Below are 26239 nucleotides of genomic sequence, written 5' to 3' on the forward strand. Positions count from 1 at the left end.
CGGACTAAGTGCAAATGAGAGTTGAGGCTGGAACATGATATTCACCCTTCCGACGTGATACTGAAAGTATACAAGAAAAAAGGCACAGCGCCCTCAAAATATTGAGGGTCTGTGCCTTTATATCTAACGGACTTTTTCAGTGGCCTCCCAATATGGGAGGCCTCTTTTGTTACTCGTTGCTCGGGAGGAAGAGATAGCTATAGTCTCTTTCCTGCGCGATTCATATGTTGCATATTTACGTTAAGTTAAACAGGCCTAAAGTTGAGCATTTGTCGTATTCATCAGCAATAACTTCATCCAGTTGAATGTCCAGCAAATTACATAAAGCAGTCATATAAAACAAATTGCGGCCAAGATCGGCCTTGAGCGCATCGCGGCAATGCTCGCATACGGCTCCAGTGAGATGACTTTGCAGCGTCGTTTTCGCATTTTCAAGATTTAGTTCGTCCGAGTATTGTTGTTTGCGGGCATTTAGTTCAATACATCCACAGTCTGTGACTGCTTTCGTGACTGCACGATTTACCGAAGCGCCTGACTGTCCAAATTTGGACATAACATCTAGCAAGCTGCGGTGCCGAAGCAACAATTCGGATACTTGCTGCTGAAATTGATCCAGTGTAGGAGCGCTCATCGGTTCCACCTCTTTCACCAACCTCTTATGTTTTCTTCCTAATATCCATTATAAGCCTCCTATCCCCCTTTTACAAAATGTGAATTATTAAAAATTATAAATGTTTTCAATTAATCCGTGCCCCCACGGTTAGCGATCCAATTATTGGAACATAATTATAGTGGAGGTGAACCATAATGGTTAGACGAATAATTCAAATATTGGGTATGTTGTTCGGTGGTATGGCAGGCGGTGAAGTATACGGATGGATAAATGGAGCGGCCGTATGGTCTGGCTCATCCTTCGGAATGCTACAGCGATCCGGCACTTATTACATGAATGTAGCAATTGGCGCGGTTTTTGGTGTAGTTGTAGCAACGATGGTTGCAGGGCAAGTCATTCGCTATATGCAGAAGGGTGCGGAGCAAACCGCAGCGCTTCCTATGCAGCAGCTGATTGCTGGAGCTGGCGGTCTTCTAGCAGGTTTATTGCTTACGGTTCTGATCTATCCCGCAGTATCGGGTCTAGATGGTATAGGAAGTCTCCTTCCTGCTGCTATGATGTTATGCTTCGGTTATTTGGGCATGCGAATTGGTCTGCATAAGCAGGAGGAGCTGGCAGAAGGTTTTGCAGCTCTGCTGGAGAAACGGAGAGTCGCGCCTGTAGATGAGGCGGGTGGTTACGAGGAGCATAAGATACTCGATACCAGCGTTATTATTGACGGCCGTATTGCAGACATCTGTAAAACTGGATTTATTGAAGGCACGTTAGTCATTCCTGAGTTTGTGCTTGAGGAGCTGCAGCATATTGCTGATTCATCTGATTTATTGAAGCGCAATAGGGGACGCCGTGGACTTGATATTTTGAACAAGATTCAGAAAGAGCTGGACGTAAAGGTTCTTATTTATGAAGGAGATTTTGAAGAAATCGGAGAAGTAGACAGCAAGCTGGTCAAGCTGGCTAAGGCGCTTCATGGTAAAGTTGTTACCAACGACTTCAACTTAAACAAAGTATGTGAGCTTCAAGGCGTGTCGGTGCTCAATATTAATGATTTGGCTAATGCTGTGAAGCCGGTTGTTCTACCTGGAGAAGAAATCATCGTACAAGTGATAAAGGACGGCAAAGAGCATGGACAAGGTGTCGCATATTTGGATGATGGCACGATGATCGTTGTTGAGGGCGGACGTGAATATATCGGGACAACGATGGAAGTGCTTGTAACGAGCGTGCTTCAAACCTCTGCGGGCCGAATGATATTTGCAAAGCCGAAGCTGTTGGAAAAAGCGCAGTAACAAGGTATGATAGTACTATTGTTATAGCGCAAACGGCTAACGTCGACAAAAGACGGCACAAGCTCGTTTCGCAGAGAAACGTAAGTTTATTTATAAGAAGCTAGGTTTATAAATACTTATGTTTTAACTCAGTGTAAGGCGGGTCGAGGCATGGGAGCAGATTGGGGAGTTATCATCGTAGCAGCCGGACGAGGCACGCGGATGGGAACGAAAGAAAGCAAGCAGTATTTGAAGCTGGCGGACAAGCCTATTCTTGTGCATACGCTAGAGCTGTTTCAATCGATGGATTTGGTAAATGAAGTGGTTCTGGTCGTAGGCAGCGAGGACGTGGAGCGTTGCCGCAATTGGGCTTCCCTATATGGTATAACGAAGGTAACCGCTATTGTTGCCGGGGGGAAAGAACGACAGCACTCGGTATACTTAGGTCTGCAGGAGCTGAAGAGCGATTGGGTGATGGTGCATGACGGTGTACGTCCGCTGGTATCGGCGAATGCCGTCCGTGCTTGCTGTTCGCAGGCTGAGCAGAGCGGTGCATCTGTGCTGGCTGTTCCAGTAAAGGATACGATTAAACAAGTCAATGAAGCGGGAGTTATCGTTTCGACTCCGGACCGCCGAAGCTTGTGGGCGATACAAACGCCGCAAGCTTTTCGACGTGTTCTATTGCAGGAGGCGCATGAGCGTGCACTTGCAGAAGAGTTCATTGGAACAGATGACGCAATGGTTGTAGAGCGCATGGGCGCAAGCGTTACTGTTGCAGAAGGCGAATATACGAATATTAAAATTACGACGCCTGAAGATTTGCCGTGGGCGGAATTTTTGCTTGCGAAGCGTCATGCCAATAGGGCAGAGGGGAAAGGTGAGCAAGGATGATTCGAGTTGGTCAAGGATTTGATGTGCATCAATTGGTAGAAGGACGTCCATGTATTATTGGGGGAGTAACGATTCCATATGAGAAGGGGCTTCTTGGTCATTCTGATGCGGATGTTCTGTTGCATGCCATAACGGATGCAGTGCTGGGCGCGCTTGGACTTGGCGATATCGGTAAACATTTTCCGGATACAGACGCCGCTTTTAAAGATGCCGACAGCTTAAAGCTGCTGGAGGAAGTATGGAAGCTTGTGCGTGAGCGCGGATATAAGCTTGGGAACATTGATTCCACGATTATTGCTCAAAAGCCAAAAATGCTGCCTTATATTCCGCAAATGGCTGAAATTATAGCGAAGGCGCTTGAGGCTGATGTAACACAGGTGAATGTGAAAGCAACGACAACCGAGCAGCTTGGATTCACAGGACGCGGTGAAGGAATTGCAGCGCAATCCGTTGTCTGTCTAATCAAGGATGTGCTATGATCGGGAGTATTCATTAATCAGCATATGCTTCGCAAAACTTTATCTGTATATGCTTACGAAGCTAGATTTTGCTTCGCAAAACTTTTAGGAGGTTATATATATGACTGCAGAAGTTCGTGTACGTTATGCCCCATCCCCAACGGGTCATTTACATATTGGTAATGCAAGAACGGCCTTATTCAATTATTTGTTCGCGAGAAACCAGGGCGGTAAATTTATTATTCGGATCGAAGATACGGATGTAAAGCGCAATGTTGAGGGCGGAGAAGAGAGCCAGCTTAAGTACTTGAAATGGCTGGGCATGGATTGGGATGAGAGTATCGATATTGGCGGCGGGTACGGACCTTACCGTCAGACTGAACGTCTTGATATATACAACAAATACTGGCAGGAACTGCTTGATCGTGGTCTTGCTTATCGCTGCTACTGCTCGGAAGAGGAGCTTGAGAAGGAGCGGGAAGAGCAAACGGAGCGCGGCGAAACGCCTCGTTATTCCGGGCGCCATCGCAATCTGACGGAAGAACAGCGCCAAGCATTCGAAGCGGAAGGACGTGTGCCGAGTATTCGTTTCCGTGTACCGGAGAATCGGACTTATGCTTTTGACGATATCGTAAAAGGCTCAATCAGCTTCGAAACAACAGAGATGGGCGATTTCGTCATCGTGAAGAAGGACGGTATCCCGACTTATAACTTCGCTGTAGTACTGGACGATTATTTGATGAAAATCAGCCACGTATTGCGTGGAGAAGACCATATCTCGAATACGCCGCGCCAGTTGATGATTTATGAAGCTTTTGGCTGGGAAGCTCCAAAATTCGGCCATATGACGCTAATCGTGAATGAGCAGCGCAAAAAACTAAGTAAACGAGATGAATCCATCATTCAGTTTATTTCGCAGTATGACGATCTCGGTTATTTGCCGGAAGCGATGTTTAACTTTATTACATTGCTTGGATGGTCGCCCGAGGGTGAACAGGAAATGTTTACTCGCGAAGAATTGGTTAATGTGTTTAATCCTGAACGTCTTAGTAAAAGCCCAGCCGTATTCGATACGCAGAAGCTTAGCTGGATGAACAATGAATATTTGAAAAAAGCGGACTTGAACCGCGTTGTTGATCTTTGCCTGCCACATTTGCAAAATGCGGGTCGTGTCGCTGCTGAACTTGATGCAGAAGGCAGAGCCTGGGTGACTGCGCTAGTAGCGCTGCATCAGGACAAACTGCGTTCCGCCTCAGAAATCGTTCCAATGACAGAGCTATTTTTCCGTGATACGGTAGAGGATGAAAGCGAAGCGGTAGAGGTTCTTGCCGAGGAGCAAGTGCCTACTGTTTTGCAGGCCTTCCTGTCAAAAATCGAAGCGGGAGAAACAGCCTTTGAAGTGGATGGCATCAAAGAGATGATCAAAGCTGTACAGAAGGAAACTGGATTTAAAGGCAAGCAGCTGTTCATGCCGATTCGTGCAGCCCTTACTGGACAAACGCATGGTCCTGATTTGAATCAATCGCTTGCTTTGCTAGGCAAAGATAAGGTTGCTGATCGTCTGCGTGCGCGTTTGGCAGGATCTTTAGCTTAATTCTTGTAGATGAGAGTATGCATAATGCCCTTGTCACATTTTTGGGTATTCGGTATACTATGACTAATAAATGAATGAATCAAACGGCCATGAACAGGAGAAGTACGTTTGCTTGTGGATTCGCAGAGAGGACAACCGTCATTCGAGTCGGAGTCGCATCACCATGTGACTATGAGGAAACGTAATGGGGCTGCAAGTTGTCTGGTCCGCCGAACGGAAATATGCACCTGGGAGCTTTGTTCCGAGCTGTGTCAGCAGGTAATGCGCAATGATGAGGATGGCGGCGACGCTTAATCGGCAATATTGGCATATATTTGGCTGGACAGGGTAGGCAGCAACGTATCGTCTGCGTTAAAGACCTTAAGGTGAATAAACTTCAGCGAGGATAGCTGTCGATTTATTCAAGCAGAGTGGAACCGCGAGATCACACGCCTCTGCAGCATATTATGCTGCAGAGGCTTTTCTTTTATTAGAAATTTATGAGCGTAGGAAAAAGGAGCATTGTTTATGTTTCGTCATTTTCGATCGGACATACTAGCTGTTTTTGAGAATGATCCGGCTGCTCGCAGTCGCTTCGAGGTTATTTTCACCTATTCAGGTGTGCACGCTATTTGGGCGCATCGCATTGCCCATCCCTTATACCGTAGAGGTTGGTATACTACAGCGCGCTTGATCTCCCAGGTTAGCCGCTTTATGACTGGCATCGAAATTCATCCAGGTGCTCGTATCGGCGAGCGATTGTTTATCGATCATGGCATGGGTGTCGTCATTGGTGAAACCTGTGAGATTGGCGATGATGTCGTTATTTATCAGGGAGTAACTCTTGGCGGAACGGGTAAAGAAAAAGGGAAGCGTCACCCGACAATTGGCAATAATGTAGTTATTGGCTCAGGAGCGAAGGTGCTCGGCTCATTTCAAGTGGGCGAATTTTCTAACATAGGATCAAACGCGGTTGTACTCAGAGAGGTTCCTGCCAATTGTACGGTAGTTGGAAACCCGGGACGCGTGGTCAAAAGAAACGGCGAGCGTGTAGGCGATCGACTTGATCATACGAAGCTGCCCGATCCGGTCATCGAAATGTTCCGTACAATGCAGAAGGAAATAGACGAATTAAAATCCGAGCTCGATAAGCTTCGGAATCCTGTAGCTGGAGGAGAAATGCGAAAATGACAGTATCCATTTATAATACAGTATCGCGGCTAAAAGAGCCTTTTGTATCGCAAGAGCCAGGTAAGGTGAAAATGTACGTTTGCGGACCAACCGTTTATGACTACATTCATATTGGAAACGCTCGTCCGGTTATTTTCTTTGACGTTGTTCGTCGTTATTTGGAGGACGTAGGTAATGAAGTTCAATATGTGGTTAACTTTACAGATGTCGATGATAAGCTGATTCGTAAAGCAGAACAGCTTGGTACGACAGTCCCTGAAGTAGCGGAGACGTTTATTGCGGCATTTTATGCAGATATCGAATCGCTGGGTGTTCATAAGGCGACACTTAATCCAAGGGTAACGGAGCATATTCCGCAAATCGTTGCGTTTATTCAAGGCTTGATAGATAAAGGCTATGCTTATATGAGTGACGGAGACGTTTATTATCGTACGTCTGCATTCGCGGATTACGGCAAGCTCTCTCATCAGAATATTGAAGAGCTTCAATTCGGTATTCGAGTAGAGATTGGCGACCGCAAAGAGAATCAACAGGATTTTGTATTATGGAAAGGCGCTAAGCCGGGCGAAATCAAATGGGAAAGCCCTTTCGGCGATGGACGCCCAGGCTGGCATATCGAATGTTCGGCTATGGCTCGCGCATACCTTGGGGATACTCTTGATATCCATGGCGGCGGTCATGATTTGCAGTTTCCGCATCATGAATGCGAGGTTGCGCAATCTGAGGCGCTGACAGGCAAACCGCTGGCGAACTATTGGATGCATAACGGCTATATTCATATAAATAATGAGAAAATGTCCAAATCGCTTGGCAATGGCATTTCGGTGCATGAGCTGGTGAAGCGGGTTAAACCTCATGCGATTCGTTATTTTATGCTCTCTACACACTACCGCAGTCCACTCAACTTCAGTGATGACACGGTTGCACAAGCTGAGAACAGTGTAGAGCGGATTGCAAACAGTGCAGCGAATCTAAAGCATAGGCTTTCATCGTTTGAAGGCAAGCTAAATGAAGCGGCAGGCAGTGGCAACGGACTTGTCCCTTCTGGCGATGAAGCGCTGGATGCAAGACTAAAAGTGATTCATGAACAATTCCATGCCAAAATGAGCGATGATTTCAACACCCCTGATGCGATTACAACGGTGTTTGATTTGGTAGCTGAGGCTAATCAATATTTGAATCGTGCAGACGCCTCTGCTGAAGCGATTTATGCATTGCTTACATTGTTTGAGCGTATGGATGCTGTACTTGGCTTGCTGCCGCAGCAACAAGCGGATGCTGAACTGCTGGATGCGGATATCGAACAGCTTATAGTGGAGCGGACCGAAGCTCGCCAGTCCAAAAACTGGGCTAGAGCGGATGAAATTCGTGATTTGCTCATAGAGAAAAACATCGTCCTTGAGGATACACCGCAAGGTATCCGCTGGCGGCGTAAATGAGCGAGCATATCGATTCGAACCGCTTGCTCTTTTACCCGCCGTCCAAGACACCGCAGCTGATGAACCCGGTCGTTCTCGCTTATATGGGCGATGCTGTGTTTGAGCTTCTTGTAAGACAATATTTTATTTCACTGCCGAATCAGAAATCGCATCACCTTCACCGTGAGGCAACAAAATTTGTTTCTGCCAAAGGACAAAAGAAAACGTTGGATCTCTGGCAGCCGCATTTAACCGAGGAGGAGGCGGACATCGTCCGCCGAGGCCGCAATTCAAAATCGGGAGCGCCTCCCAAAAACGCTGATTTAGCTGATTATCGTCTAGCAACAGCGTTGGAGAGCTTGGTTGGATTTCTTTATTATGAAGGCCGAATCGAAAGAATACATGAACTATTTGCCATTGCAATAAAGAAGCATGAGAATTAACAAAGCTCATGAAGCTATTTTGTAAATGAAAAAATAAAGGAGGGTTACCGATGACAGAAGAAACGATTCAAGATCAAGATGAAATGATAGCCGGTAAACATCCTGTGCTCGAAGCACTGCGTTCCGGACGAGAAATTAATAAAATATGGATTGCTGACGGTGCTCAAAAAACGTTGACGCAGCCCATTGTAGCGGAAGCTAAGAAATCCGGTATCATCGTACAGTTTGTCGACAAGCGGAAACTCGACAGCTTAGCACCTGGAGTTACACATCAGGGAGTTGTCGCTCAAGCAGCGGCTTTCGCTTATGTGGATGTTGAGGACATTCTGGAACGAGCAAAACAACGGGACGAGGTTCCATTTATTTTGCTATTGGATGAAATCGAAGATCCTCATAATTTGGGCTCTATATTGCGGACAGCGGAATGCACAGGCGTACATGGCGTTATCATTCCAAAACGTCGTGCAGCAGGGCTGACGGCTACGGTGCTTAAAACATCTGCGGGTGCTGCTGAGCATGTGCCGGTTGCACGCGTTACTAATTTGGCGCAAACGATCGATAGGCTGAAGGAAGCGGGCGTATGGGTAGCGGGAACCGATGTAAGTGCAAAGCAGGATGTTTATAAAATGAAATTCGACATGCCGCTGGTTGTCGTTATAGGCAACGAGAGTAAAGGCATGGGAAGACTGATTAAGGAGAAATGTGATTTTCTCGTTAAACTTCCTATGCTTGGTCAGTTGAACTCGCTAAATGCTTCCGTTGCAGCTGGTGTTCTTATGTATGAGGTCGTTCGGCAGCGCCGGAGCATTTAGGTTATGAACCGGCGCGACGATATTTTATTAGTCGACGGTTATAACATAATTGGCGCTTGGCCGGTACTCGAGAAGCTGAAGGAACATGATCTGGAAGAAGCGCGGGATAAATTGCTCGATTTAATGGCGGATTATCAAGGTTTTACAGGAATGAAAGTGTATGTTGTGTTTGATGCGCATCAGGTGCCTGGATTAGGCGCTACTTACAGGCACCACAGGCTGACTATCGTTTACACAAAAGAGAAGGAAACAGCTGATGAATGCATCGAGCGTTTATGCTCGGAGCTGTTCGTCAGACGCAGAAATATATATGTAGCCACTTCGGATTTGGTCGAGCAGCATGTGGCATTCGGTAAAGGTGCGCTTCGTGTATCGGCACGGGAATTGCTTATTGATATAGGCCAGAATCGCAAAAATATCGAGCAGACACTCCGTGAGGAACAGCCGGGAAAACGGAATTCAGTAGACGGCAGAATTAGTTTAGAGGTTCGAAGCCAGCTGGAGAAACTTCGGCGCGGAGAGAAATAAAAGATTGGAAAAGCGATAATCTTCAAATAGATATAGAATGATTGACTCGGGTCGTTCCACTAAGTTACAAAATTCCCAGTATATCTGTGGTTGTCGGGGCTCAGATTGGTTGACGGTGTAAGGTTACATAATGTATACTGACTCTATTATTAGCGATAAGAACGTGTTGATTTTGTTCAGTATACATTCTTATCTTTCGACGTGAAGCGCTGTATGAGCTCAGACTTTGAGTTCAATCAGATAGGTTTGCGTGAATAAGAATCTAGCGGTGTACGCCTTGCAGGCCGGAGGGATAGTTCGTGAGTATCGACCTCAAAGAATGGAGTACGCTCGAGTATGACAGCAGTACGGACGAGGATATCGTCGAAGCGGTCCGCAATGGTGATAGCATAGCGTTGGAATATTTGATAAACAAGTATAAGAATTTTGTGAGAGCCAAAGCGCGCTCGTATTTTCTTATCGGTGCGGATCGTGAAGATATCGTGCAGGAGGGTATGATTGGTCTTTATAAGGCAATTCGTGATTTTAAAGGGGACAAGCTAGCAAGCTTCAAAGCCTTTGCTGAATTGTGTATAACCAGGCAAATTATTACCGCCATCAAAACAGCCACGCGTCAGAAACACATTCCGCTAAATTCCTACGTTTCGCTAGATAAGCCCATTTATGATGAAGATTCGGATCGCACACTGCTGGATGTCATTTGTGGTACGCGAGTATCTGATCCAGAAGAATTAATTATTAATCAAGAAGAATTCATTGGCCTTGAAGATAAGATGTCCGAAATATTAAGCGACCTTGAACGCAAGGTGCTTATGCTTTATTTGGATGGAAGGTCCTATCAGGAAATTGCTGTTGATTTGGATAGACATGTGAAATCTATCGACAACGCTCTTCAAAGGGTGAAACGCAAGCTCGAACGTTACTTGGAAGTCAGAGACATTAGCGGCTAGCCGCATTTATACGTAAATCATTTTTACGAGGACTGTCTTCCATCTGGCGGTGTCTAGGTGGAATATACGGTCCTTTTAGTTTTAAACGGACAAAAGTAGACTATACTGGTAGATACGAGACCGATGGCGCTTTTGTTTCCAATCATTCACAGGCTTAACACTTATCTTTTACATTGACATCAAAATTGCTGTATGATAAAGTGTTTAGGTAGGCCTAAAATCGAGGTTTTATTTCGTTTTGGCGTTGGAATCAATGAACTTTCATATAGAGCTTCATGATTCGTATTTTGTAGCAGTTCGGGAGGTGTAATTCAATGCGGGTAATTATCACGTTGGCATGCACAAACTGCAAACAGAGAAACTATGCGAGCAGCAAGAACAAACGCAATCACCCCGACCGCATCGAGTTGAAGAAGTTTTGCAAGTTCTGTAACGAGCAGACTCCTCATCGCGAGACGAGATAGTCAATTGGAGGTGTGAACGTGGCATTTTTGGCTAAACTAAAGCAAAGCTTTGGTACAACGTTTAGTTTTTTTGCCGACAGCTGGGCGGAACTTAAGAAGGTTCGCTGGCCAAGCCGTAAAGAGTTGACAAGCTATTCGATCGTGGTTTTGCTCACGATTACGCTTGTGACTATTTACTTCTGGCTTCTTGACATCGGGATCTCGTCTCTGGTTGAACTCATTGTTTAAGAAGGGTCCAAAGGTGGATTTGTGATGGAAAAAAGATGGTACGTCGTGCATACCTACTCAGGTTATGAGAACAAGGTGAAAGCCAATTTGGAACGCCGTGTTGAATCAATGGGCATGGAAGATAAGATTTTCCGTGTGCTTGTTCCTATGGAAGAAGAAGTGGTAGAGAAGGATGGTAAGAAGAAGACTGTCCAACGTAAGGTCTACCCAGGCTATGTTCTTGTGGAAATGGTTCAAACCGACGATTCATGGTACGTTGTTCGAAATACACCAGGTGTAACTGGATTCGTAGGATCAACAGGTTCCGGTTCAAAACCGATTCCTCTATTGCCAGATGAGGTTGAGCAAATACTCAAACACATGGGCATGGAAGAACCAAAACCGAAAATCGAGTTCGATTTGAAAGAAACGGTTCGCGTCAAAGTGGGTCCTTTCGCAGATTTTGTTGGTACAGTAGAAGAAATTTTGCTGGACAAAGCGAAGTTGAAGGTTCATGTAAACATGYTTGGCAGGGAGACCCCACTAGAGCTGGATTACACTCAAGTGGAAAAGATATAATATCTGGTTTCCGAACCCACTGGGTTAAACTAGTGGTGGTTTGGACGCGAAATAGCAATGCCCCCTTGCGGAGGCGGATGCTATTTACGCATGGAATAAAGGGTTAGGAGGTGTGTCAGGCATGGCAAAAAAGGTCATCAAGATGGTCAAATTGCAAGTTCCTGCAGGTAAAGCAAACCCAGCGCCGCCGATCGGTCCAGCACTTGGTCAAGCAGGCGTTAACATCATGGCGTTTTGTAAAGAGTTTAATGCTCGTACCGCAGATCAAGCAGGCTTGATTATTCCGGTTGTTATTACAGTGTTTGAAGACCGTTCTTTCACTTTCGAAACAAAAACGCCGCCCGCAGCAGTATTGCTTCGCGTCGCAGCTGGTATCGAAAARGGTTCAGGCGAACCGAACAAGAAAAAGGTCGCTACTGTAAAACGTGACAAAGTTCGCGAAATCGCTGAGCAAAAAATGCCGGATCTTAACGCAGCGTCTGTAGAATCAGCGATGCGTATGGTTGAAGGTACTGCTCGCAGCATGGGCGTAACTATTGTTGACTAATACCGCGAGGTAGCTTGCTTTGCGTAAGCTTCGGCTTTCGCGAGTGGGAGGATCATCCCTAGGAGGATTTTCCGCTACAACCACATGAGGAGGAAATTACAATGGCTAAACAAGGTAAAAAATATGTAGAAGCTGCTAAGCTATTTGATAGCGAAGCAACTTACGAGCCTCTAGAAGCGATTGAGCTTGTTAAGAAGGCTGCAACAGCTAAATTCGACGAGTCCGTTGAAGTAGCAGTTCGTTTGGGTGTAGACCCACGTAAACAAGACCAAGCTGTTCGTGGCGTAGTTGTACTACCACACGGCACTGGTAAAACAAAACGCGTTCTCGTTTTCGCAAAAGGCGAAAAAGTGAAAGAAGCGGAAGCTGCGGGTGCTGATTTTGTCGGCGATGCAGACATGATCAACAAAATCCAACAAGGCTGGTTCGAATTCGACGTTTGCGTAGCAACGCCGGACATGATGGCTGAAGTTGGTAAACTTGGACGTATCCTTGGTGGTAAAGGCTTGATGCCAAACCCTAAAGCTGGTACAGTAACGTTTGACGTTGCTAAAGCCGTTCAAGAAATCAAAGCCGGTAAGATTGAATACCGTCTTGATAAAGCAGGTCAAATCCATGCGCCAATCGGTAAAGTATCTTTCGATGCTGAGAAACTCAACGAGAACCTCAAATCATTGATCGATGCACTTAATCGTGCTAAACCGGCTGCGTCAAAAGGTGTTTACCTGAAAAACATTGCCGTTTCTTCAACAATGGGCCCTGGCGCTCGTGTTTCTACAGCGGTTTACCGCTAAGAAGAACGGAACTAAATTCGAATACGCATACCGTAGACAGTAGGTGCCTTAAGGCTTAATTTCCTACCGAGGTGTTATGATAAAACGTTTGTAAGCAACATTCGATCCTTTAGGGTTGATGCGCGATAACGACATCATGGCCTTCGCAGTGTCTGCGAAGGCCTTTCTCATGCATCGAGGCGTGGAAAGCCCGTCGTAATTAACGGAATGTATACTATTACGGGAGGTGTACAGTTTGGCTAACGCAAATATCATCCAAGAGAAACAAGAGGCAGTTGCCGTAATCGCGGCAAAAATTGCTAATAGCTCTAGCACAGTAGTAGCTGACTATCGTGGATTGAACGTTGCTCAAGTAACTGAACTTCGGAAACAACTTCGTGAAGCAGGAATTGAATTCCAAGTTCTTAAAAACTCGCTCGTTCGTCGCGCAACTGAAGGTACGGATTATGTAGAATTGAACAACATTCTTACAGGTCCCACAGCAATTGCATTCGGTAAAGAAGACGCTGTTGCTCCAGCTAAAATTTTGAACGATTTCGCTAAGAAAAACGATGCTTTGAAACTTAAAGGCGGCGTTGTTGAAGGTAAAGTCGTATCTCAAGAAGAAATTAAAGCTCTTGCGGAACTTCCGTCCCGCGACGGTTTGCTCTCTATGCTCCTCAGCGTATTGCAAGCTCCAGTGCGCAACTTCGCGCTTGCAGTTAAAGCAGTCGGCGAGAAACAAGAAGCACAAGCTTAATTTTTTTCAAGAGTCCCTTATAGTAATGAACCGACGCAAGTCGGCTGTAGGATAAACCAAAAAAAATAAACCATATTCCCGGAGGTATAATCATGTCTAAAGAACAAATCTTAGAAGCGATTAAAGTTATGAACGTTCTTGAACTGAACGATCTTGTTAAAGCAATTGAAGAAGAATTCGGCGTAACTGCAGCAGCTCCAGTAGCAGCAGCAGGTGCTGGCGCAGCTGTAGAAGCTGAGCAAACTGAATTCGACGTTATCCTTAACGGCGCTGGCGCTTCAAAAATCAACGTAATCAAAGTTGTTCGCGAAATCACAGGTCTTGGCCTGAAAGAAGCGAAAGACTTGGTTGATAGCGCTCCTAAAGCAGTTAAAGAGAAAGTTGCTAAAGAAGAAGCAGAAGCTGTTGCAGCTAAGCTTACTGAAGCTGGCGCTTCCGTAGAAGTTAAGTAGTATTTCTTCCAATAAAATAAGCTGATCATGCGATTGAATGATGAATCGGCCGGCGAGCCCCTTGAAACGTCAGGTTTCAAGGGGTTCGTTGTATGTTGAAGGATAAGAATGTGCAAGTTTTTGGCTTGTCCATTCTTATCCTTCAACGAGAATCGAGTATTTTTTCGCTGAAGCAAGGCGATATCAATATACTCGATGCAATATGGAATAGCGGGGAGTGATGAATAATGTCGAATCACTATTACTCACAGAGCCCAGATGTTAAGCATAATCGTCAAGTTCATGAAGCAATTCTCCGAGGCTTTTCTTTGAAGTTTATAACGGATGCCGGCGTATTCTCGAAATCAGGAGTTGATTACGGGAGTCAGGTATTGATCGATGCTTTGGAGCTGAATGCAAATGCAAACATTCTTGATGTTGGCTGTGGTTATGGTCCTATTGGATTAACATCAGCAAAACTCGCTGAGCATGGGCAAGTAACGATGATTGATATAAATGAAAGAGCGGTAGAGCTTTCGCGTGAGAACGCAAAGCTTAACCAGATATCTAATGTTACCGTTTTGCAAAGTGATCTATTTGAAGCAGTTAAGCAAATGAAGTTCGATGTCATCGTTACAAATCCGCCTATCAGGGCTGGGAAGTCAGTCGTTCATCGGATTTTTGAAGAGGGTTATGAATTGCTCGAACAAGGCGGCAGCATGTGGGTTGTCATACAGAAGAAGCAAGGGGCACCTTCGGCGAAAGCTAAATTAGAGTCATTATTTGCAAATGTAGAAGAAGTAACGAAGGATAAAGGCTACCGTATTTTCCGAGCTGTAAAAGCTTAGAAAATTAGAGAAAAATATGTTTTGAAAATATGTTTGAAAACTGAATAATATTTATTGACTTGACATTTGCGATATGGTAAGATTATAAAATGTCAGCATTAAATTGGGCTCGATCTCTTTAGTTAACTAAAATGTCAAGTGTAAATTTAAAGCGCGGAATGCATAAGTTTTACACATTTGACGTATAATGTTTACGTTTTGGGCAAAATTATTTGATATGAGACTGTCACGGCCGCGCTGTGATTAGTTAACTGCCGGAACATGCTCTTTTTTCGAACCATTCGATAAGGGCTTTTCTTTATTTGACTATATAGGCGGCTGGTTCGTCTATAGTGACGCAGTGATTATCGATGCTGTGATACAGACATGAGGGGTGAGGTTAAGTTGGCAGGACAACTTGTTCAGTATGGTCGGCGCGCGCGCAGAAGCTACGCCAGGATCAACGAGGTGCTGGAAGTCCCGAACCTGATTGAAATCCAACAAAAATCGTATGAGAAGTTTTTGGACAGCGACCTAATTGAGTTGTTCCAAGATATTTCTCCGATTTCGGACTTTACGGGCAATCTATCGCTTGAGTTTATCGACTATAGCTTGGGCGAACCGAAATATTCGGTCGATGAATCAAAAGAGCGCGATGTGACGTATGCAGCTCCTTTACGCGTTAAGGTGCGACTTTTCAATAAGGAAACTGGCGAAGTAAAGGAACAAGAAGTTTTCATGGGTGATTTCCCGCTTATGACAGAGACGGGTACGTTTATTATTAACGGAGCCGAGCGTGTCATAGTCAGCCAATTGGTTCGATCCCCGAGTGTGTACTTCAGCACGAAGGTCGATAAGAACGGGAAGAAAAACTACACAGCTACTGTTATTCCTAACCGTGGCGCTTGGCTAGAGCTTGAAACGGATGCTAAAGATATCATCTACGTTCGTATTGACCGGACCCGGAAAATACCGGTAACGGTACTTTTGCGTTCGCTTGGATTCGGTACTGACGCTGAGATTCTTGAACTGCTAGGCCATGATGAGTACATTCGCAACACGTTAGACAAAGATAACACGGATTCGACTGAAAAAGCGCTTATTGAAATTTATGAGCGTCTTCGTCCAGGCGAGCCTCCGACTTTGGATAATGCAAAGAGCTTGCTAGTTGCTCGTTTCTTTGATCCAAAACGTTATGACTTGGCCAATGTAGGCCGTTACAAAATAAACAAAAAACTTCACATCAAGAACCGTTTGTTTAATCAACGTCTTGCGGAAAATCTAATTGATCCTGCGACTGGCGAAATTATTGCTGAGTCCGGACAAATGATTGACCGCCGCTTGCTTGATGAAATTCTCGAGAAGCTTGAGAAGGATGTTGGTTTCAAAACGTATCATGTAGCTAATGGCGTTCTTGATGCTGATAGTATTCCACTACAAACGATCAGCGTATTCTCACCATATGACGAAAGCAAAGTAATTAAAGTTATTGCGAATGGAATTATTGATAAATCCGTCAAGCATATCACGCCTGCGGACATCATTTCTTCCATTAACTACTTTATCAACTTGCTTCATGGCGTAGGCAGCACGGATGATATCGATCATCTGGGTAACCGTCGTCTGCGTTCTGTTGGCGAGCTGCTTCAAAACCAATTCCGTATCGGTCTGTCTCGTATGGAGCGCGTAGTGCGTGAGAGAATGTCCATTCAAGACGCGAATGCAATTACGCCGCAAGCGCTAATTAACATTCGTCCGGTTATTGCATCTATAAAAGAGTTCTTCGGCTCCTCGCAGCTGTCCCAGTTTATGGACCAAACGAATCCGCTTGCTGAATTGACGCATAAGCGTCGTTTGTCAGCACTTGGACCCGGCGGTTTGACTCGGGAACGCGCGGGCTTTGAAGTTCGTGACGTCCATCACTCCCACTATGGGCGGATGTGTCCGATCGAGACGCCAGAGGGACCGAATATCGGTTTGATCAACTCCTTGTCTTCCTTTGCTCGTATTAACGAATATGGCTTCATTGAAGCACCATATCGTTGGGTAGATCCGAAGACTGGAATTGTTACAGAACAAATCGCATATCTGACTGCTGACGAGGAAGATAACTACGTAATCGCGCAAGCGAATGCGAAGCTGACTCCAGACGACAAGTTTGCAGAAGAGAATACGATCGTTCGTTACAATAAACAAGCCGACAACATTTTGACTATGCCTAGTGATCGCGTTGATTACATGGATGTATCGCCTAAACAGGTAGTATCTGTTGCGACAGCGTTAATTCCTTTCTTGGAAAACGATGACTCCAACCGTGCCCTCATGGGATCCAACATGCAACGTCAAGCGGTACCGCTTCTTATACCTAGATCACCACTTGTTGGTACAGGTATGGAGCACAAAGCAGCGAAAGACTCAGGCGTTTGTATCGTAGCGAAGCATGACGGTATAATCGAACGTTCTTCCGCAAATGAAATCTGGCTTCGTCGCGTCGAGCAAATCGATGGCAAGCCGGTTACTGGTGACTTGGTAAAACATAAACTACACAAGTTTATGCGCTCTAACCAAGGAACGTGCATCAATCAACGCCCGCTTGTACGTAAAGGCGACGTTATTAAAAAAGGTGATATCCTTGCGGATGGTCCTTCCACTGAAAAAGGCGAATTGGCTCTTGGACGCAACGTCGTTGTTGCATTCATGACGTGGGAAGGCTACAACTATGAGGATGCGATCCTGCTAAGTGAAAAGCTAGTGAAAGAGGATGTTTATACATCCATTCACATCGAGGAATACGAGTCTGAGGCTCGTGATACGAAGCTTGGACCTGAAGAAATTACACGCGACATTCCAAATGTCGGTGAAGAAGCTCTTCGCAACCTAGATGAGCGCGGAATCATTCGTGTCGGAGCTGAAATCGGCGCTGGCGATATCCTAGTTGGTAAAGTAACGCCTAAGGGTGTAACAGAGCTAACTGCGGAAGAAAGATTGCTGCACGCTATCTTTGGTGAGAAGGCTCGTGAAGTACGTGATACATCGCTACGTGTGCCGCATGGTACAGACGGTATCGTTGTTGACGTTAAAGTATTTACGCGGGAGAATGGCGACGAATTGCCACCAGGCGTTAACCAGCTGGTTCGTGCTTATATTGCTCAAAAACGGAAAATTTCCGAAGGCGACAAAATGGCCGGACGTCATGGTAACAAAGGGGTAATCGCTCGTATCATGCCTGAAGAAGATATGCCTTTCCTACCGGATGGCACACCTGTAGAAGTTGTTCTTAACCCGCTCGGCGTACCGTCGCGGATGAACATCGGTCAGGCGCTTGAAGTTCACTTGGGTATGGCTTGTAAGCATCTCGGCATCCACGCGGCTACGCCAGTATTTGACGGCGCGCGCGAGAATGACGTTTTCGATACGATGGAAGAAGCAGGCATGCAGCGTAACGGTAAAACCGTACTGTATGACGGACGGACAGGCGAGAATTTCGAACGTGAAGTTACGGTTGGGGTCATGTACATGATCAAACTGGCGCACATGGTCGACGATAAAATCCATGCCCGTTCCACTGGTCCTTACTCACTCGTTACACAACAGCCGCTCGGTGGTAAAGCACAGTTCGGTGGACAACGTTTCGGGGAGATGGAGGTATGGGCGCTTGAGGCATATGGCGCTGCGTACACGCTTCAAGAAATATTGACTGTTAAATCCGATGACGTGGTTGGTCGTGTTAAAACGTACGAATCCATCGTTAAAGGCGAAAACGTACCAGAGCCAGGTGTTCCGGAATCGTTCAAAGTTTTGATCAAAGAGCTTCAAAGTTTGGGTATGGACGTTAAAATTCTATCCGAGAATGAAGAAGAGATCGAAATGAAGGAAATGGATGATGAAGACGAGGCAACAGGCGATAAGCTTAACCTCAATATAGAAGGTGCCGAAGTCGGCGCTGCTGAATAAACTAGTTGCTAGATTCCGTCAAATGGTCACGCGCCTATGACGGAATCTAGCTGATTAGATAGACATTGTCATACATGACGGAGGAGGGTTGCTCCTTGTTGGACGTGAACAACTTCGAGTATATGAAGATAGGTCTGGCTTCGCCGGATAAAATTCGCTCGTGGTCCCGCGGAGAAGTTAAAAAACCGGAGACGATCAACTATAGGACCTTAAAACCGGAGAAGGAAGGACTCTTCTGCGAGAAAATTTTTGGACCTACAAAAGACTGGGAATGTCATTGCGGTAAATACAAACGTGTACGCTATAAAGGTGTCGTTTGTGATCGCTGTGGCGTTGAAGTAACTCGCGCTAAAGTTCGCCGCGAACGTATGGGTCACATCGAGCTAGCAGCTCCAGTTTCTCATATTTGGTACTTCAAAGGGATTCCAAGCCGTATGGGCCTTGCACTTGATATGTCACCTCGTTCGCTTGAGGAGATCATTTATTTTGCATCCTATGTCGTAACGGATCCAGGTGATACCCCACTTGAGAAGAAACAACTTCTATCGGAGAAAGAATATCGCAGCTACCGTGAGAAATACGGGTATGGATTCCATGCTGGTATGGGTGCCGAAGCTGTTAAAAAACTTTTGCAAGATATCGACGTTGACAAAGAATTGGAGCAATTGAAAGAAGAACTGCGTACTGCTCAAGGACAACGACGCAATCGTGCGATCAAACGTCTTGAAGTGGTAGAAGCATTCCGCAATTCCGGCAACGAACCGGAATGGATGATTCTAGACGTGCTTCCTGTCATCCCTCCTGAGCTTCGTCCGATGGTACAGCTTGATGGCGGTCGTTTTGCGACTTCTGACCTCAATGACTTGTATCGTCGTGTTATTAACCGTAACAACCGTCTGAAGCGTTTGCTTGATCTGGGCGCTCCTGATATTATCGTGCAAAATGAAAAACGGATGCTGCAAGAAGCGGTTGACGCATTGATCGATAACGGTCGTCGCGGTCGCCCTGTTACAGGTCCGGGTAACCGTCCGCTTAAATCCCTCAGCCATATGCTTAAAGGTAAGCAAGGACGTTTCCGTCAGAACTTGCTAGGTAAACGGGTTGACTACTCTGGTCGTTCGGTTATCGTAGTAGGTCCAAACCTCAAAATGTTCCAGTGCGGTCTTCCTAAGGAAATGGCACTAGAATTGTTCAAGCCTTTCGTTATGAAAGAGCTTGTTAATAAAGGCCTAGCACATAACATTAAGAGTGCGAAGCGCAAGGTTGAACGCGTAAGCCCTGAGGTATGGGATGTTCTTGAGGAAGTAATCAAGGAGCACCCAGTATTGCTTAACCGTGCCCCGACGCTTCACAGACTAGGTATTCAAGCGTTTGAGCCTATCTTGGTTGAAGGTCGCGCAATTAAGCTTCACCCACTCGTATGTACAGCTTACAACGCTGACTTCGACGGTGACCAAATGGCCGTTCACGTTCCATTGTCTGCTGAAGCACAAGCGGAAGCACGTTTGCTAATGCTTGCATCAGGCAATATCCTTAACCCGAAAGACGGCAAACCGGTCGTTACTCCTTCACAGGATATGGTACTAGGAAGCTTCTACTTGACGATGGATAACAAAGAGGCTAAAGGCAGTGGTTCCGTATTTGGTACCATTAACGAAGCGATCTCTGCTTACCAACGTGGTATTGTTTCCTTGCACGCCAGAATTTTCATTCCGGTTCGTGTGCTTAAAAAAGTTAACTTCACCGAGCAGCAGCAAAATTCGTTACTCGTTACGACAGTTGGTAAAGTCATCTTCAATGAAATTTTCCCTGAAGATTTCCCTTATATCAACGAAGCAACGAAAACGAACCTATTGCACGGTACACCAGATAAATATTTCGTTTACGAAAAAGGCGCCGATCTTCCTAAATTCCTGGATGCAATCGAAACGCCTGGTGCGGTAGGTAAAGACTATCTTGCATTAGTTATTGCAGAATGTTTCCGCCAATACCACACTACGCTTACTGCGATGCTTCTTGACCGCATTAAGCAGCTTGGTTTCACTTACTCAACTAAGGCTGGTATTACGATCGGCGTGTCTGACGTTATCATTCCGAAAGAGAAAGACGAAATCATGAAGCGCTCCGATGAGAAGGTTGCTACCGTTATGAATCAATACCGTCGTGGTTTGATTACAAACGAAGAGCGCTATGACCGGATCATTACAATTTGGGGTAAATGTAAAGACGAGATCACCGAAGTTCTTATGAAATCGATGGATCGTTACAACAACATCATGCTCATGGTGGACTCCAAAGCACGGGGTAACAAATCTCAAATTACACAGCTTGGCGGTATGCGTGGTTTGATGGCCAATCCATCCGGTCGTATCATCGAGTTGCCAATTAAATCGAACTTCCGCGAGGGTCTTACAGTACTCGAGTACTTTATTTCCACTCACGGAGCGCGGAAAGGTCTTGCCGATACTGCACTTCGTACTGCCGATTCCGGTTACTTGACTCGTCGACTTGTTGACGTTGCACAAGACGTAATCGTGCGTGAAGAAGATTGTGGTACCGACAAAGGCTTCTCTGTAAGCAAAATTCAAGACGGTAAAGAGGTTATTGAAGATCTTTATGACCGTATTGAAGGCCGCTATGCGTTTGAAACGGTTCGTAATCCAAAAACAGGCGAGATCATTGTTAACCGCAGTGAGTTGATTGACTCGAACAAAGCGGATGCAATTATCGACGCTGGCGTTGAAAAACTGCAAATTCGTTCCGTACTAAGCTGCCGTGCTCGTCATGGCGTATGTAAGATCTGTTACGGACGTAACCTTGCAACTGGTAAACACGTTGAGATTGGGGAAGCGGTAGGTATTATCGCAGCTCAATCCATCGGTGAGCCAGGAACACAGCTCACAATGCGTACGTTCCATACGGGCGGCGTTGCGGGAGACGATATCACACAAGGTTTGCCGCGTATCCAAGAGTTGTTTGAGGCGCGTAATCCGAAAGGTCAAGCGATTATTTCTGAGCTTGACGGTGTGGTTAAAGAAATCCGTGAAGCTAAGGACCGTCGTGAAATCGAGGTTCAAGGTGAAGCGGAATCGAAAGTGTATGCTGTTACCTATGGTTCGCGTATCCGCGTAACGCAAGGTCAACAAATCGAAGCCGGCGATGAGCTGACGGACGGTTCAATTGACCCTAAAGATATGCTGCGTATCAAAGGTATCCGTGGCGTTCAAAACTACATTTTGCAAGAAGTACAGCGCGTTTACCGAAATCAAGGGGTAGAAATCAATGACAAGCACGTTGAGGTCATGATTAAACAAATGCTCCGTAAAATTCGTATCGTAGATGCAGGCGGCACAACGTTGCTTCCTGGTGCGTTCGTTGATATTCATGAATATGAAGCTCAAAACCGCACTGCGATTTTCGCAGATCTCGAACCAGCTGTTGCAAAACCAGTTTTGCTCGGTATCACGAAGGCATCGCTTGAGACAGATTCGTTCTTGTCAGCAGCTTCCTTCCAAGAAACAACTCGTGTATTGACTGATGCAGCTATTAAAGGCAAAGTTGACCAGTTGCTTGGACTCAAGGAAAATGTTATTATCGGTAAGTTGATTCCAGCAGGTACTGGAATGGCCCGTTATCGTAACATTCGTTTTGCTGGACTTGAAGATGAAACAACTACTGCAGTTGAAGGCGAACTAGAAACAGAAGCTGTAACAGTCGACTAGTCGGCTTGAACAGATCATGTTCTTAAAACCGGATACTAACTAATATCGAAGGAGCGTCACATCTTCCGTTTCCTTGGAAGCGGAAGATGACCGCTCTTTTATATGTTTACAGTATGAAATTCATTTACAAAAAGTTTACAAGTGATTATCCTAGAAGGTTCTTGACACAAGCACATAGTAGGTGATATTATATCGAAGTGTGCCTAATTGTGTGTTCGCTGAATTGAAGGTGATTATCATGCAATTCAAAGTCGGCGCGAAGCAAACGACGAAGATGCTCGAGCAACAAAGAGCCATTAAAGTCTATATCGCACGAGATGCAGATCCGCAGATGAAAGAGAAGATTGTTCATCTATGTGAGCGGGCGGGAGTTCCAATGAAATGGATCGACACGATGGTAGAGCTTGGGGAAACCTGCGGCATCGATGTTGGGGCCGCGATGGCAGCGCTCGTAACCGAAGAAGAATAACGCAATAGCCGTTTTTGTTAGTTGATTATTTAACGATGATTAGCTGGCGAGAACTTTTGTTTGTTCTTTTATGATCCGCCTGGATCTGTGGGCTTAATTTTAGGTAAAATGTCTACCATACATGCGTAAACAGCTAATGCCGCCTTTTGGTGGGAAGAGCCCGCTTACGCGAAAGAATATAAGTTGATTTATAAACAACTTCTTTATAAATGCTTATATTTTCAAAAGACATGAATATAGGGAAGGGGGTGGCAACATGCCAACTATTAACCAGCTAGTCCGTAAAGGACGCCAAGCGAAAGTCGTTAAATCGAAATCGCCGGCATTGCAAAAAGGTTTCAATGCATTGAAACGTGAAGCTACAAACATCAGCGCTCCTCAAAAACGCGGTGTGTGCACTCGTGTAGGTACAATGACTCCAAGGAAACCGAACTCCGCACTTCGTAAATATGCTCGTGTTCGTTTAACGAACCGCTTAGAAGTTACGGCTTACATTCCAGGTATCGGACACAACTTGCAAGAGCATAGCGTTGTTTTGATCCGTGGTGGTAAAGTAAAAGACTTAGCAGGAGTACGTTATCACATCGTTCGCGGTGCACTTGATACTGCAGGTGTAAACAACCGTATGCAAGCTCGTTCGAAATACGGTACGAAACGTCCGAAAGCTAAAAAATCATAATCATAACCTTAACAGGTTATTGAAATGCTAGAAATAGCAACTATTAGAAGAAAGGGGGACTTTCTCATGCCACGCAAAGGTCCTGTAACGAAACGCGATGTGCTTCCAGATCCGCTATATAATAGCAAACTGGTAACGCGCCTAATCAACCGCATTATGCTTGACGGTAAAAGAGGCGTTGCACAAACACTATTGTATGATGCTTTCAAACTGATTCAAGAACGCACGGGTAAAGATCCGATGGAAGTGTTCGAAGCTGCTTTGAAAAATATTATGCCTGTACTTGAGGTTAAAGCACGCCGTGTCGGCGGTGCAAACTATCAAGTGCCTATCGAAGTTAAACCAGAGCGCCGTACGGCACTTGGTCTCCGCTGGCTCGTGAACTACTCACGTAACCGCGGTGAGAAAACGATGGAAGAGCGTTTAGCTGCTGAAATCACAGATGCTTCCAATAACACTGGCGCAGCTGTTAAAAAGCGCGAAGATACTCACAAAATGGCTGAAGCAAACAAAGCGTTTGCTCACTACCGCTGGTAGAATTTTTACATTCGAGAGGAGACAATTTTATGGCAAGAGAGTTCTCCTTGAAAAATACGCGTAACATCGGGATTATGGCGCATATTGATGCTGGTAAAACAACAACTACTGAGCGTATCTTGTTCTTCACGGGCCGTACTCACAAAATCGGAGAGGTGCACGAAGGTGCAGCTACGATGGACTGGATGGAACAGGAACAAGAGCGCGGTATTACGATTACGTCTGCCGCGACAACTGCTCAATGGCATGGACACCGCATTAATATTATCGACACCCCGGGACACGTTGACTTCACTGTTGAAGTTGAACGTTCCCTACGCGTATTGGACGGGGCCGTTGGGGTTTTCAGTGCAAAAGAAGGCGTTGAGCCACAGTCTGAAACCGTATGGCGTCAGGCTGACCGTTACAACGTACCTCGGATTGCCTACGTAAATAAGATGGATATCATTGGTGCTGATTACCTAAACGTAATCAAAGACATGCGTGAGCGTCTAGGTGCCAATGCCGTAGCAATTCAAATTCCAATCGGCGCGGAAAGCGACTTTAAAGGTATTATCGATATCGTTGAACGTGTAGCTTATATCTACAAAGACGATACTGGTAAAGACCCTGAAAAAGTTGAAGTTCCAGCTGAGTATGTAGAGCAAGTAGATGCACTACGTACGGAATTGATTGAGAAAGTAGCAGAATTGGATGAAGAATTAACGATGAAATATTTGGAAGGTGAAGAAATCACTATTCCAGAAATTAAAGCAGCACTCCGTAAAGGTGTTTGCGAAGTTAAAATCTTCCCAGTTGTAGCTGGCTCCTCATACCGTAACAAAGGTGTTCAACCGATGTTGGATGCTGTTGTGGATTACCTGCCTTCACCTCTTGATGTACCAGCTATCAAAGGTACTCTTGAAGACGGTGAAGAAGGAGAACGTCCATCTTCAGACACAGAGCCTTTCGCGGCTTTGGCATTCAAAATCATGACTGACCCTTATGTTGGTAGACTTACTTTCTTCCGTGTGTATTCTGGTGTACTAAAATCCGGTTCGTATGTCCTTAACTCAACAAAAGGCAAACGTGAACGTATTGGACGTATTCTTCAAATGCACGCAAACAGCCGTCAAGAGATCACGGAAGTTTATTCCGGCGATATCGCTGCAGCTGTAGGTTTGAAAGATACGACTACTGGTGATACACTTTGTGATGAGAAGCACATCATCGTTCTTGAATCGATGAACTTCCCAGAGCCGGTTATCTCGGTTGCTATCGAACCAAAAACGAAAGCTGACCAAGACAAACTAGGTATCGCTATTTCCAAGCTTGCTGAAGAAGATCCTACTTTCCGTGCACATACGGATGAAGAAACAAACCAAACAATTATCTCTGGTATGGGTGAGCTTCACCTTGAGATCCTTGTTGACCGTATGTTCCGCGAATTCAAAGTTGAGACAAACGTTGGTAAACCACAAGTTGCTTACCGTGAAACGTTCCGTCAAGCTGCGAAGGTTGAAGGTAAGTTCGTTCGTCAGTCCGGTGGTAAAGGTCAATTCGGTCATTGTTGGGTTGAGTTTTCACCACTTGAGCCTGGTACAGGCTTCATATTCGAAAACAAAACAGTTGGTGGATCAATTCCTCGTGAATTTATCGCTCCAATCCAAGCTGGTATCGAAGAGTCAATGAAGAACGGTGTTGTAGCCGGCTTCCCGCTCGTTGATGTTAAAGCTGTTGTTGTTGACGGATCTTACCATGATGTTGACTCCTCGGAGATGGCGTTTAAAATTGCAGGTTCGATGGCGCTTAAAGCTGCCAAAGAAAAATGTAAGCCAGTTCTTCTTGAGCCAATCATGAAAGTTGAAGTTACTGTTCCAGAAGAGTACATGGGCGATGTTATGGGTATGCTTAACTCCCGTCGTGGTCGTATCGAAGGTATGGATACTCGTGCAGGTGCACAAATTATCCGCTCCAAGGTACCTCTCTCCGAGATGTTTGGTTATTCCACTACACTACGTTCCGGTACACAAGGACGCGGCGTATTCTCCATGGAGCTTTCTCACTATGAAGAAGTTCCTAAATCAATCTCTGATGAAATTATTGCTAAAAACAAAGGCGAGTAATCGTTTTTGGACTAGCGCTCAACAAATTGCTTTTGCCGTC

At 45.5% G+C, this 26239-nt stretch carries 26 protein-coding genes and 1 other annotated feature; of the genes, 25 read left to right on the plus strand and 1 reads right to left on the minus strand.

Annotation, left to right across the window (positions count from 1 at the left end):
• Positions 1–235: 235 nt before the first annotated feature.
• Positions 236–631 (minus strand): nucleoside triphosphate pyrophosphohydrolase family protein, encoded by a 396-nt coding sequence (locus AC1DPK_RS27945; protein ID WP_054025352.1) that lies wholly within the window; start codon positions 629–631, stop codon positions 236–238.
• Between the two features lie 176 nt (positions 632–807).
• Between AC1DPK_RS27945 and AC1DPK_RS27950 the strand changes: the two genes are divergently transcribed.
• The 25 genes from AC1DPK_RS27950 to fusA all read left to right on the plus strand — a co-directional run bounded on the left by AC1DPK_RS27950 (position 808) and on the right by fusA (position 26199).
• A complete protein-coding gene (locus tag AC1DPK_RS27950; protein ID WP_076271450.1) occupies positions 808–1902 on the plus strand; it encodes a PIN/TRAM domain-containing protein in 1095 nt (364 codons plus the stop codon).
• A 150-nt stretch (positions 1903–2052) separates the two neighbouring features.
• Complete coding sequence (ispD, locus tag AC1DPK_RS27955; protein WP_477512330.1) at positions 2053–2772, plus strand: 2-C-methyl-D-erythritol 4-phosphate cytidylyltransferase; 720 nt, start codon at positions 2053–2055, stop codon at positions 2770–2772.
• Positions 2769–3251: a 2-C-methyl-D-erythritol 2,4-cyclodiphosphate synthase gene (gene ispF, locus AC1DPK_RS27960; protein WP_441885589.1), complete on the plus strand. Its 483-nt coding sequence runs from the start codon at positions 2769–2771 to the stop codon at positions 3249–3251. Before ispD ends, ispF begins: the two co-directional genes overlap by 4 nt.
• A 100-nt stretch (positions 3252–3351) precedes the next feature.
• A complete protein-coding gene (gene gltX, locus AC1DPK_RS27965; protein WP_477512331.1) occupies positions 3352–4824 on the plus strand; it encodes a glutamate--tRNA ligase in 1473 nt (490 codons plus the stop codon).
• 507 nt (positions 4825–5331) lie between these two features.
• Entirely contained in the window at positions 5332–5994 is a 663-nt protein-coding gene (gene cysE, locus AC1DPK_RS27970; RefSeq protein WP_477512332.1) for a serine O-acetyltransferase, read from the plus strand.
• Positions 5991–7433 (plus strand): cysteine--tRNA ligase, encoded by a 1443-nt coding sequence (gene cysS, locus AC1DPK_RS27975; RefSeq protein ID WP_441885595.1) that lies wholly within the window; start codon positions 5991–5993, stop codon positions 7431–7433. The genes cysE and cysS overlap by 4 nt, the downstream gene beginning before the upstream one ends.
• The gene (locus tag AC1DPK_RS27980) at positions 7430–7855 is read left to right on the plus strand and encodes a Mini-ribonuclease 3 (RefSeq protein ID WP_477512333.1); all 426 of its coding nucleotides are present in this window, start codon (positions 7430–7432) and stop codon (positions 7853–7855) included. Before cysS ends, AC1DPK_RS27980 begins: the two co-directional genes overlap by 4 nt.
• Positions 7856–7905: 50 nt before the next feature.
• Positions 7906–8667 (plus strand): 23S rRNA (guanosine(2251)-2'-O)-methyltransferase RlmB, encoded by a 762-nt coding sequence (gene rlmB, locus AC1DPK_RS27985; RefSeq protein WP_076271442.1) that lies wholly within the window; start codon positions 7906–7908, stop codon positions 8665–8667.
• A gap of 3 nt (positions 8668–8670) precedes the next feature.
• A complete protein-coding gene (locus AC1DPK_RS27990; RefSeq protein WP_477512334.1) occupies positions 8671–9195 on the plus strand; it encodes an NYN domain-containing protein in 525 nt (174 codons plus the stop codon).
• A gap of 299 nt (positions 9196–9494) precedes the next feature.
• Positions 9495–10145, plus strand: coding sequence for an RNA polymerase sporulation sigma factor SigH (gene sigH / locus AC1DPK_RS27995; protein ID WP_053373882.1), 651 nt, complete (start codon positions 9495–9497; stop codon positions 10143–10145).
• Positions 10146–10459: 314 nt separating this feature from the next.
• On the plus strand, positions 10460–10609 hold the full coding sequence (gene rpmG / locus AC1DPK_RS28000) for a 50S ribosomal protein L33 (RefSeq protein ID WP_015847242.1): 150 nt from the start codon (positions 10460–10462) through the stop codon (positions 10607–10609).
• An 18-nt stretch (positions 10610–10627) separates the two neighbouring features.
• Positions 10628–10837 (plus strand): preprotein translocase subunit SecE, encoded by a 210-nt coding sequence (gene secE, locus AC1DPK_RS28005; RefSeq protein ID WP_053373883.1) that lies wholly within the window; start codon positions 10628–10630, stop codon positions 10835–10837.
• Between the two features lie 24 nt (positions 10838–10861).
• Positions 10862–11395, plus strand: coding sequence for a transcription termination/antitermination protein NusG (gene nusG, locus AC1DPK_RS28010; protein ID WP_477512335.1), 534 nt, complete (start codon positions 10862–10864; stop codon positions 11393–11395).
• 121 nt (positions 11396–11516) lie between these two features.
• A complete protein-coding gene (gene rplK / locus AC1DPK_RS28015) occupies positions 11517–11942 on the plus strand; it encodes a 50S ribosomal protein L11 (protein WP_054025340.1) in 426 nt (141 codons plus the stop codon).
• 101 nt (positions 11943–12043) lie between these two features.
• On the plus strand, positions 12044–12736 hold the full coding sequence (rplA, locus tag AC1DPK_RS28020) for a 50S ribosomal protein L1 (RefSeq protein ID WP_477512336.1): 693 nt from the start codon (positions 12044–12046) through the stop codon (positions 12734–12736).
• A gap of 12 nt (positions 12737–12748) precedes the next feature.
• Positions 12749–12914, plus strand: a sequence feature (ribosomal protein L10 leader region).
• Positions 12915–12971: 57 nt separating this feature from the next.
• Positions 12972–13475: a 50S ribosomal protein L10 gene (gene rplJ / locus AC1DPK_RS28025; protein ID WP_054025338.1), complete on the plus strand. Its 504-nt coding sequence runs from the start codon at positions 12972–12974 to the stop codon at positions 13473–13475.
• Between the two features lie 92 nt (positions 13476–13567).
• On the plus strand, positions 13568–13927 hold the full coding sequence (gene rplL / locus AC1DPK_RS28030; protein WP_076271439.1) for a 50S ribosomal protein L7/L12: 360 nt from the start codon (positions 13568–13570) through the stop codon (positions 13925–13927).
• Between the two features lie 92 nt (positions 13928–14019).
• A complete protein-coding gene (locus tag AC1DPK_RS28035) occupies positions 14020–14148 on the plus strand; it encodes a hypothetical protein (RefSeq protein WP_256711079.1) in 129 nt (42 codons plus the stop codon).
• A gap of 6 nt (positions 14149–14154) precedes the next feature.
• Positions 14155–14754: a class I SAM-dependent methyltransferase gene (locus AC1DPK_RS28040; RefSeq protein WP_477512337.1), complete on the plus strand. Its 600-nt coding sequence runs from the start codon at positions 14155–14157 to the stop codon at positions 14752–14754.
• Positions 14755–15138: 384 nt separating this feature from the next.
• Positions 15139–18687, plus strand: coding sequence for a DNA-directed RNA polymerase subunit beta (rpoB, locus tag AC1DPK_RS28045; RefSeq protein ID WP_076271437.1), 3549 nt, complete (start codon positions 15139–15141; stop codon positions 18685–18687).
• A 95-nt stretch (positions 18688–18782) separates the two neighbouring features.
• Positions 18783–22409, plus strand: coding sequence for a DNA-directed RNA polymerase subunit beta' (rpoC, locus tag AC1DPK_RS28050; RefSeq protein ID WP_441885610.1), 3627 nt, complete (start codon positions 18783–18785; stop codon positions 22407–22409).
• A gap of 238 nt (positions 22410–22647) precedes the next feature.
• Positions 22648–22878: a ribosomal L7Ae/L30e/S12e/Gadd45 family protein gene (locus AC1DPK_RS28055; protein ID WP_441885613.1), complete on the plus strand. Its 231-nt coding sequence runs from the start codon at positions 22648–22650 to the stop codon at positions 22876–22878.
• 256 nt (positions 22879–23134) lie between these two features.
• Positions 23135–23557 (plus strand): 30S ribosomal protein S12, encoded by a 423-nt coding sequence (gene rpsL / locus AC1DPK_RS28060; protein ID WP_441885615.1) that lies wholly within the window; start codon positions 23135–23137, stop codon positions 23555–23557.
• A 66-nt stretch (positions 23558–23623) separates the two neighbouring features.
• The gene (gene rpsG, locus AC1DPK_RS28065; RefSeq protein WP_028609662.1) at positions 23624–24094 is read left to right on the plus strand and encodes a 30S ribosomal protein S7; all 471 of its coding nucleotides are present in this window, start codon (positions 23624–23626) and stop codon (positions 24092–24094) included.
• Positions 24095–24123: 29 nt separating this feature from the next.
• Positions 24124–26199 (plus strand): elongation factor G, encoded by a 2076-nt coding sequence (gene fusA, locus AC1DPK_RS28070; protein WP_441885619.1) that lies wholly within the window; start codon positions 24124–24126, stop codon positions 26197–26199.
• Positions 26200–26239 lie beyond the last annotated feature (40 nt).

The sequence above is a fragment of the Paenibacillus sp. 01T424 genome (assembly GCF_056398745.1).